General features: G+C 45.2%; 5 protein-coding genes and 3 pseudogenes. 2 read left to right on the top strand and 6 right to left on the bottom strand.

Translation table 11 applies throughout. The features are described from left to right. Positions 1 to 76: 76 nt before the first annotated feature. A pseudogene (locus QUA70_RS17280) lies at positions 77 to 157 on the bottom strand (IS1 family transposase); the annotation flags it as partial. A 227-nt stretch (positions 158 to 384) separates the two neighbouring features. On the opposite strand from QUA70_RS17280, the gene QUA70_RS17275 reads away from it, so the two are divergent. Together QUA70_RS17275 and QUA70_RS17270 are read left to right on the top strand one after the other, a co-directional pair. Beyond that, the gene (locus tag QUA70_RS17275) at positions 385 to 705 is read left to right on the top strand and encodes a helix-turn-helix domain-containing protein (protein WP_333336013.1); all 321 of its coding nucleotides are present in this window, start codon (positions 385 to 387) and stop codon (positions 703 to 705) included. 5 nt (positions 706 to 710) lie between these two features. Further along, a complete protein-coding gene (locus tag QUA70_RS17270) occupies positions 711 to 1,286 on the top strand; it encodes an IS630 family transposase (protein ID WP_333348879.1) in 576 nt (191 codons plus the stop codon). A gap of 15 nt (positions 1,287 to 1,301) precedes the next feature. On the opposite strand, the pseudogene QUA70_RS17265 reads toward QUA70_RS17270, so the two are convergent. The 5 genes and pseudogenes from QUA70_RS17265 to hetZ form a co-directional block, all read right to left on the bottom strand. After that, a pseudogene (locus QUA70_RS17265) lies at positions 1,302 to 1,757 on the bottom strand (IS1 family transposase); the annotation flags it as partial. 146 nt (positions 1,758 to 1,903) lie between these two features. Then, positions 1,904 to 2,337 (bottom strand): annotated as a pseudogene (locus QUA70_RS17260) (IS1634 family transposase); the annotation flags it as partial. A gap of 471 nt (positions 2,338 to 2,808) precedes the next feature. After that, positions 2,809 to 5,175, bottom strand: a complete 2,367-nt coding sequence (locus tag QUA70_RS17255) for a transglutaminaseTgpA domain-containing protein (RefSeq protein WP_333348877.1) — start codon at positions 5,173 to 5,175, stop codon at positions 2,809 to 2,811. A 355-nt stretch (positions 5,176 to 5,530) separates the two neighbouring features. Continuing rightward, the gene (locus QUA70_RS17250; RefSeq protein ID WP_333348875.1) at positions 5,531 to 6,601 is read right to left on the bottom strand and encodes a hypothetical protein; all 1,071 of its coding nucleotides are present in this window, start codon (positions 6,599 to 6,601) and stop codon (positions 5,531 to 5,533) included. Continuing rightward, complete coding sequence (gene hetZ, locus QUA70_RS17245) at positions 6,594 to 7,775, bottom strand: heterocyst differentiation protein HetZ (protein WP_333348873.1); 1,182 nt, start codon at positions 7,773 to 7,775, stop codon at positions 6,594 to 6,596. Before hetZ ends, QUA70_RS17250 begins: the two co-directional genes overlap by 8 nt. Positions 7,776 to 8,275: the final 500 nt, after the last annotated feature.

Here is an 8,275-nt window from a genome sequence, read left to right as displayed (position 1 = left end):
GAAGCTAAGTGTTGGCTTTTCCCAAAAGCAGCGCATTTTATCATACTTTTGTATACTTGCAAAATCGGGATGCTCCCATGTAAGTTTTACAGATAATTTGGTCTCCATCTGGAATAAACATGGGGTAAACTGGCCATCCATCTGTGATATACAAGTAATACCACTTCTCCAAAAATATGCTACAATAGCACTTCTAGCATAAGGACGATTGTATGAAAGTAAATTACCAAGAAAGAATTGAAGACACTGCGACCGAATTAAAAATAATTATGTCCCAGCAACGAACTGTAACTAACAGACAAAAAATTCAGGCACTTTATTTGTTAAAATCTGGGTGGAGCCCGAGTATTACAGAGGTAGCTGAACTTTTAGGGGGTACATAGAATCACCGTACAAAGATGGTTAAAGCAATATAATGAGGGCGGTCTGTCATCCTTATTAAAGCTGCGCCGCTCGACTGGGAGACCGCGAGTAATTCCCTCAGAAGTAATAGCCGGACTCTCGACAAAAATTAGTGAGCAATCCTGCGAGTTTAAGAGTTACAAAGAAATTGCGAAATGGGTGGAAGATAACTATCAAGTATCCGTCAAATATCAAACTTTACATAAGCAACTGTACTATCGCATGAAAGCCAAGTTAAAAGTACCAAGGCGTTTGAGTAACAAAAAAGAGCCGGCGGCAGCAATCGAGTTTAAAAAAAACTAGAAAAATTGCTGAAACTTGTCTTATGGTTAGAGTCCACTACGCCTAATCTAGCAAAAAATGGTCTCAAATATTGGTGTCAAGATGAAACTAGAATCGGCTTAAAAACGATTGAAAGGAAAAAACTTACAGCCCGTGGAGTCAAACCAATAGGTTTAGTTCAAGGGAATTTTAAAGCTTACTATTTATATGGGGCGGTTGCCCCCCAAACCGGAGAAAGTTTCTGGTTAGAGTTTTCACATCTTGACGGTCAATGTTTTCAGATATTCTTAGATAACCTAGCAGCAGAATATCCAGATCATTTAAATGTTGTGCAACTGGATAATGGTAAGTTTCATCATAGTAACCAGCTCAAAATCCCAGATAATATTTTACTGCTTTTTCAACCACCATACAGTCCTGAATTGAATCCGAACGAGAGAGTATGGCAATATATAAAACAAGAATTAAGTTGGGAACTTTATGATAACTTAGATGAAATAAAAGAAAAAGTTCGCACTTTTCTTGAAGAATTTTCAAGTGAAACAATCGCATCTATCACGGGATGGGATTATATTCTCTCGGCACTAACTACTGTAACATAATTTTGGAGAAGTGGTATAACATTTCCAATTGCCAACTAACTCCCATAGTGGCCGAAAAGTCGTAGCACTATGAGTTCCAATACCCATCCTAAAATCCCTGGCTGAAAGTGATTTACGGCTGTCCATAGCCAAATCTTATTTTTTTTACCAACAAACGTTTCTAATTCATCAAGTTCTCCCACCAGGGGAATTGTGTCGGGTTCGTAAGCATCAGGGAGCAATTCTCCTACTTGCTTGACCCAATTTATAATGCTGGTGTGATGTACTCCTTTAATCCTCTCAATGGCTCGAAAACCCATACTATTGACATACATTTTCAGACATTCACGTTTAACTTCTGAGCGAGTAACCTTTATGAGGTTTGTAGCCATCTATAAATTGTCTGCCACAATGGACACAAATATAATTCTGTTTACCTTTTTTATGACCATTTTTATTAACATGAGTTGACTGACATTCAGGACATTGCATAAGCTCTGCGTTTTTTGAAGTGTTATTTTGGGGCGCTCGCACTATAAATTTATCATACCCTAATTCAGCAACGTTGTTTGATGTTCTAGCGATGAATTATCCAACTGATTGTCATCCATTTCTTGGCTAGAAAAAGATACGGATGGCGACTCTTGCTCATATTTACCATGTAGATGAAATGAACTTGAGTCCAAGTGAGATGTGTCGGTTTTTATCTCGAATTTTTGAGCTGCTGACAGGGCAATGGTTGTGAATATTTCCGTAATTCCTGCCAAATATAATTTATCTAATACTCTTCCTAAACGGTCATCATTCAGATGTGATGCTTGAACTCCTGACCCAAGTAAATGTTCTATTGCTTTACCTTCAAAAAATTTAGAGAATAAGTATAGTGGGGCGGAAACCAACCCTAATCCATTGATAATCATCGCTTTGACTACCAGGCCGGGACTGACTTCTCGCCCGGTTGTTCGCCTACTAATTCATTGATTTTTTGGCCTATTCCTAGGTCATCACTTAGACCGGCTACCAAGCCTAGATGGTCTAAGTTTTCTACTGTCATCTCAGATGCTTTCTGCATGGGCTGCTGAATCCTGATTTGAGCGTTCATAGCGATCGTAAGTTTACACTATTTTGGTGATGATTGCTTACTGCTGGCGATCGCAATTAACGCATTTTCGTCATCAATCAGGTAACAGTGAGGTCATAAACTTGGTTTGTGACGATCGCAATTTTAACTCGTATCAGATTTAACTTATGCCCTCACTTCTATTGTCAGGAATTTTTAACGCTCGTGATGCGAGTACGACAAAAAATCTTGAGTAAAAATACTCAAGATGGTCTCGGATGATTCACTTTTATCCCCTCAAGCAGTATATGTGCCAGTTGGGGGTGCGGAATGTGGGTGGTAACTACAAAACCTTCTTTTCCCAAACCTCCACCGTCCGCTTAAACTCCTCCCCCGACAACTTCCTAAACCGATGACTTGACCGAAAACGGTTATAAACCTGTTCATCTCGCTTAATTACCGCATCTAAGCGATCCGTATCGCTTAAAACCAGCGCTTTTTGAGTTTCTTCAAGTGCGATCGCCTCAAATTTTCCACCAACTGCCGCAACTGACTCAAATTTCCCGCTTCGCCGCCATACTTCCAGCGCACGTAAGCTTGCGAAACTTCATCAATCACCTCAGCTTCATCAGTTGCATGATTCCCCCGCATTGCCTCAGCATACTCCAAAGGCGTTTGAGCGCGAGGTTTCACAAATCCCCTACTCGCCAAATCCTTCAGCATTTCCTGATAAACCCCCTCCACCGGTGGCAACTTCGCCAGCCAGCGGCGGTGGCGCCACTTGCGCCACAGTTGCCAAATTAACCAGCCAATAAAGCCAAAGCCGATCGCAGCAATCAAGCCAGTAAATAACCCCACCCAACCCTTAGCAAACTGTCCCACAAACCAGCCCACAATCAAAGTTATCCAGCCAATTACAAAACCTATGACTGAATCCAGCCCGCTTCTGAGAGGAGTCGGTAGCCAACCCGCGATCCACTTCCAAAACGATTCGATCGCACTAAAAGTCTGGTTGTCTTCCACCGAAGCCGGAATCAGCGGATAACCGGGAATCGGATTAAAACCAAACCAGCCGTTATTGGGAAAATATACCTCCGTCATCAAGAAAGCATCGGTATTTTTCACAACATAGTAACCAGTAAACGGGTTAAATTCCCCCGTATCGAAGCCGCCCGCCAGTCGCGCCGGAATCCCGATCGATCTGAGCATAATTGTCAGTACCGTCGAAAAGTGGTCTGGATATCCACCTGTAACTTTTTTGCCATCTTGGGTATTTTTGTAACCAAACAGAAAAGCCTCGACTAAATCTTCACCTTCTTCTAAGTAAGGCAAAGCTTTTTCTATTTTGTAATTCGGATTTTGCTTTAAATATTGAGCCAAATACAAAGCTTTTTCGTAGGGAGAATCAATCGGTCTGTCCGACTGAGATACTCTAGTTCTTGCAGCCAAGATTTCTTCTGTTTTTTCTCGCACTTTCTGGGCAATTTTCGGCGGCACATCCAAATAGAAGTTGCGAATATTTTTCGGGTAATTAGTACCAGTTTTCCCCAACAAAGAACGATCGCGAAAAGGCACATTAGAAATCACCGTATAAGTCACACCCTCTCCCAATTCCGCAGGCGATCGCAAACCCCCCTCCGCATCAACGGCAACCTCTGGACTCGGAAAATAAAGCTCCTTCGGCTTGTTTAAAGCCGGAATCAAATTCGGCAATGGAGCAACAATAGTATAACTTTGAATCACCTCTTGAGTCCGAGGCGCATTGGGAAAAGGATTCAGATAAAATTGATAAGACCAGCTAGGTCTAGTAACCTTTTGAGCTTGTTCGTTGCGAGAAATTTCCCAACCCTGACCAGTGTATTTGTCAAATCCCAATACCCGCCAAAAACCCGCCGCCTGCGATCGCACCCGCATCACCACTTGGGGTTTCATTTCCCCCCGCAAATTTTGATTAATGCGCTGGTTGAAACCATAATAAAAAGTAGAGTCTACCTCTCCTGGCCCAGAGTCTGGGTTTCTCCCCCTTCCTCCGCCAGTCCCTTTTTCATTTCCCCCTCTAACATACCCCGGATTCAGAATGCTGCGCGAGTCAAACTCCCCCTGATATTCCATAGGAGCACTCACCGGAAAAGTCCGTAACTGATAGCCAGGGAGGCGTGGCAAAAACGCAAAAATAGTTAGCCCCAACCCGACAGTTATCAGCAGCAGCCAAGCAAAATTCTTTGGGGATAAAGTAGCAGCAAATAGCGACAGGCTATCATTTTTTCCTTTACCTTGTGCTTTTTCGCCAATGGCTTCTGGCTTCACAAATCCCAAGCGCGATCGATAATCCAACACCAAAGTCGGAAGCGCTAAAGCCAAAAACAGCAACAACAGCGGCGCAAAAGTCAAGGTTTGGCTGAGAGTCGCTGCTACCCCTAACAAAATTAGCCCGATTACCATCGAATAGCCTAAATCCTTGCGGCGAGGCAAATCGAAACTGTGGAGCACTTGAAGTTGGATTAACAGTTGCGCCAAAACTAACCGCGTATCATTCAATTCTCCCACCAAGCGGCTAAAAAAAGCGAACAGCGCCACCAGCATTCCAATAGCTATGCAGAACTTAGCAGCTACATTGTGATCGCGGCGGCGGTACCAACTCCAAGTTGCTCCCACAATACTAACAGGCACAGCCCACAGGTTCTGGGCTTCTTCAGCAGCAACGTCAGTAGCTACAATTCCCACAATTACCAACAACTGAACTAGGATTCGCAGCAGTAAAGAATCCTCAATCACCGGCGGAGGCATCGCCTCAATCTGCTCCCACAGCTTACCCAAAACAGGTATATTTCGCAGGTTATCAGTTGTCATGTGCACCCATCCAACTATTTTAGATTTTAGATTTTAGATTTTAGATTGAATTCACAGATAAATCTGGCTTTTACCTAATATCTAAATCTTATTTCTGTGTCATTAGATTTTAGATTTTAGATTGAATCCACCGATAAATCTGGCTTTTACCTAATATCTAAATCTTATTTCTGTGTCATTAGATTTTAGATTTTAGATTGAATCCACAGATTAACTTCACAGATGAATCTGGGGGCTTGAACTAATATCTAATTTTTTTGGCTTTCCACGACAGAAGTCGAGGAATTGCATTTGTTTTTGTGTGAGGTCAAACCAGCGAGTAAAAACCTAAATTATTTACTCTAATTACACCTTTCTAGTTGCTATCTTGTCCTGCCCAAATTGGACGAATAGCAAACATCAAAGGTCTGGTCTCGAAGTTTTGAAATCGAACTTCTAGAGCATAAGTCTTGTTCGGTTGTGGGTCAAAGAGCTCCACACTTAAATGCCCGGAATTCGGACGATGTGCAGTTGCTTCGGCATCTCCTCCCTTGAGTTCCAAACTTCCTGCCCCCGGAAATTGGCACTCAACTCTTAAACACGGCATTGGCTGTTCTCTGTTGCGGTTCGACAGGTATTGAGCCTCCAGAGTCAGCGAACCCAAACCAGTCAGCCACTCCCGCGAAACAGGCGGCTGATTCACAGGACAATCCAAAGTTAGAGAATCAATGATTTCCCTCGCGGCCAACAGCGACAACACCATTTGTTGATCGGTACTCGCTGCTTCGTAAGTCGGGAAATCTTCTAAATCTAGAAGTCCCCGCAAGGAACCTCGGAGCACTAAACCAGCTAATTCGTTAAGTTCCTGAGACTGACCCGGAAATAAGCCATCTACAGCGCGAACTAACTTCGAGCCTTGCCGCAGCGACGACATTACCAGTTCCTGACAAGGTTCTAGCAGTTGAGCAAAAACCCCTTGGGCGATCGGAATTGGCAGGCGGCCCCACCTGATATTTTGTAGTTGGGGAGTCCAGAGGTGTAGGGGGGGAACCCATTGCGGGGCTACATCGTCTGGGTAATCGTGGTCGTAGCTTTTGAATTCTGTTTCCCAGGGGAACAGCGGCGGGTTGGATTCAATTTCGGCTCTAAGCCTTTCTTTTAACAAGGTCTGAAAACGGTCTTGCACGGTCGGTATTTCTCCAATTGTCTGCGGTTGTGCGGGTGCATTGCTGTGCGCCCCCACTTGATAGTCCAGCGGGTCTGGTTCGTCCCATTCCCAGTATTCCACCCCGGAATTGTCTTCTGTGTCGCCCCACTCTTCTGAGCGAGGGGATGGATTGAGGTTTTCCTCATCTTCGTTAGAGGTATTCGCGATCGGTGCCTGCAATATCCAGTCTAAAAAATGGCGATCGAAAGCCTCTGCATCCCTGTTCGTTTCGTTATTCATCACTAGATGCCCCTTCTCCGGAATCTGAACGATTTCGCAATTCCCAGGCAAGTTCCAGCAATTTAAACCACCGTTTCTGTACCTGGGCTACCGTGCTGCCGAGGCTTTGCGCGATCGCTGACTCTGACAGACCTTGTTGTTTCAACTTTAGCAAACGCTGTCCTTCTGGGCCAATTTGCTCACCAAAATCCTGCCACTGGGAAGGCAGCAAACCCAGATTTCGATCTAAGTCTGCTTCCAGCCACTGGTGAACGAGTTCCCAGCGGTGCGACATGGCGAACCTGAGCAAATGGTACTTGAAGCGCTGCTGCAAATAGTCTCTTTGGCGAGGAGTTATGCCCAGAAGCGACTCTATTTCATTAGTCGGCAAGTCTTGCAAGCGCAGCACGAAGTAATCGGCGCAGTCTTGTTGGTTGCGCTCTTTCAAGTAAGCTACTAATTCGTCAATCACGTTTTGCCGCAGAGATTCTGACTCGTCGCCTAGCGGACGAATTGCCACCGAACCCTGTCCCGCCATCGCTTCCCGCACCGAGTGCACCGAGGTGTCGTTCCAAGTTTGATCGGAATCTGAAGCCCCTCCGTCGGCGGCTTGTTCCATATCTACGGAGGTTTCTTTGGGCTGCTGCTGGGAAAAGGTTTGGGCCCGTAAAATAATTAGTTGCTGGCTGCGGTTCCGAGGTAAAGGAATGCGCCGCTTGCCGAAGCGCTCTACAAAGGCCATGTACTCTGCTAGTTCTAAGCGAGTGCGGGGACTGTAGGTGGGTGGTAGTTGGGTTTCGCGCCGGAATGCCTTTAAAGCTTCGAGATAAAATCCTTGCAAAAAATCTTTGATCAGTTCTACTCGCGCCTGATAGCTAGACTGCACCTGCGGAGGAGTGATGTAGCGATAGACGATCGCGCTGAGGGTACTGTGCAATTCTACTCGCCCGGGCCCGGAGCCTAAATTGTAATAGTGGAGGCATTGTTGCAAGCGGTGCTGAGCGAGGCTCTGGGCTGAACCTTCTATATCTCCGGAGGCTTGAATCCGCTGGCTTTCAGTGCATATCCTGTTGACTTCTGCTGCGAGTCGCCCTGCTACATCTTGGCAGTTCTGCTCAGACGCGCGAGTGGACTTTTTGAGTTCGTCTAACAGCAGTTGAAATATGGTTTCCACGCTCTGGCAGATTTCCCGCATGATGGTTTACAGCTAACAATGAAAGTAGCACAGTTAGTAAAAGTATGGATAAATATTTCCTACCGCTACTTTACCCCGTATTCCCCAGATAAGACAAACTGCAATGCCCTCTATCTCCTCCTTCGCGCAAACACAGAGGACTGCTTTTTTTTATCTGTCTTGGACGCGCCATCCGCCAAAAACTAGGTTTCAAGAGTTGGCACTACAACGATGCTTCATCAGAGTGTCGGGTTTGACAAAGCCTTCATGCGGGCCGACAACGCCACACTGCCGTTGATACCTTCGGCTTAGTGCTGTGGGGGTCACAGCAGCAAGTGTACCTGAAGGTGAAGCGAACAGACAGCTTATGCCGGTGGTCTACTAGATGGGACAAAGGGTATCATGGCTGTATTTGTTTGTTAGAGTCGATCACGGTGACAGCGGTCAACGGTTTCTCCAATCGGTGATGGATAGCTTGGGATGGATTATTCAGGTGGTTGTACGATCGCAACACCCAAGGC

Source organism: Microcoleus sp. LAD1_D5 (genome assembly GCF_036702115.1).
In the GTDB taxonomy this organism is placed as follows: domain Bacteria; phylum Cyanobacteriota; class Cyanobacteriia; order Cyanobacteriales; family Microcoleaceae; genus Microcoleus.
This window is presented reverse-complemented; position numbering and strand designations above follow the sequence as displayed.

Bases quoted from the DNA above. Each gene is read 5' to 3' on its own strand.
- QUA70_RS17255 (WP_333348877.1), bottom strand. From the start codon at position 5,175: ATGACAACTGATAACCTGCGAAATATACCTGTTTTGGGTAAGCTGTGG.
- hetZ (WP_333348873.1), bottom strand. From the start codon at position 7,775: ATGCGGGAAATCTGCCAGAGCGTGGAAACCATATTTCAACTGCTGTTA.
- QUA70_RS17250 (WP_333348875.1), bottom strand. From the start codon at position 6,601: ATGAATAACGAAACGAACAGGGATGCAGAGGCTTTCGATCGCCATTTT.